The 1,087-nt window shown below is 60.9% G+C and carries 1 protein-coding gene; it reads right to left on the bottom strand.

The window, feature by feature from the left end; translation table 11 throughout:
* Window positions 1-9: 9 nt before the first annotated feature.
* Window positions 10-984: an IS481 family transposase gene (locus tag E3O67_RS06110; protein ID WP_135102239.1), complete on the bottom strand. Its 975-nt coding sequence runs from the start codon at window positions 982-984 to the stop codon at window positions 10-12.
* Window positions 985-1,087: the final 103 nt, after the last annotated feature.

The following is a 1,087-nucleotide window of genomic DNA, read 5'->3' as shown; positions in this document are numbered from 1 at the left end:
TGTACCGAGTCATGACGTTGGTGACACTCGGCTGATGGGGGTTGCTCCGATGCCGCCGTGGATTCGTTCAGTGTTGTAGTAGTTGAGCCAGGGTGCAAGAGCTGCTGTGCGGTCTTTGTTGCTGGTGAAGACTTGGCTGTAGGCCCATTCGGTGGCGAGGGTCCGATTGAGGCGTTCGACCTTGCCGTTGGTCCAGGGGCAGTGCGGTTTGATGAAGCGCTGCTCTGCGCCAAGCTGCGCGACGGCGTCCTTGAACGCGGCGGAGTTTCGGTAGGCGAAGGCGTTGTCGGAGAGGACGCGTTCGATCTTCGGGATCCCGTTCTGGGCGAAGAATTCCGCAGCTCGAAGGAGCACGCCGGCAGCGGTAATGCCCTTCTCGTCGGCGTGGATCTCGACGTAGGCGAGCCTGGTGTGGTCGTCGATCACGGCGTGGACGTAGTCGAAACCGACCCTTGTGCGGCCCTTCTTGTGGTTGTGTCTGCTCTGTTCCGGGTCGGCCCGCCAACCACCGCCGTCTGGGATGCGGCCGAGTTTTTTCACGTCAATGTGCAGGAGTTCGCCGGGTCGTTCACGTTCGTAGCGGTTGTTCGTGGCCCGCGATGCGCGGATCTGTTGCCCGGTCAGTGGGTCGCAATGCGCCAGTGGTGGGATCTGGTGGCGCACCAGGATCCGGGACACGGTTCGGGGTGAAACTCCGGTTCTCTCAGCGATGCGGAGCGGACCGGCCTTCAGCTTGCGCCTGGACGCAAGAACAATGCTTTCAAGCTCAGGGCTTGTTTTTTTCGGTGATGACCGCGGCCGGGAGGACCTCTCCCGCAATCCGGTGGGGCCCTCAGAGCGGTAGCGCGCCACCCATCGGTGAGCGCACTGGCGGGAGATTCCGAGTTCCTTCGCGACGTGAGAGACGGGCCGGTTATCCACAGTTACACGTCGAATCAGGAGCAATTTTCCATGGACAGTCAAACGCGCATTAACGTGGCTCATGAGGACCTCCGTGACTTGTGAAGACGTTAGATACCTCCACTAAGTCCGGAGGTTCTCCCTTTTCACAAGCCGCGAAGTGTCACCAACGTCCTGGCCGGGTACA

Origin of the sequence: Cryobacterium sp. TMT3-29-2 (assembly GCF_004564305.1) — a bacterium.
In the GTDB taxonomy this organism is placed as follows: domain Bacteria; phylum Actinomycetota; class Actinomycetes; order Actinomycetales; family Microbacteriaceae; genus Cryobacterium; species Cryobacterium sinapicolor.
The sequence above is the reverse complement of the archived record's forward strand: the minus strand, read 5'-3'. Positions and strand labels throughout refer to the sequence as shown.

What these genes read in the sequence shown, in the direction of transcription:
- E3O67_RS06110 (WP_135102239.1), bottom strand. Translation starts at nt 984, where the DNA reads ATGAGCCACGTTAATGCGCGTTTGACTGTCCATGGAAAATTGCTCCTG.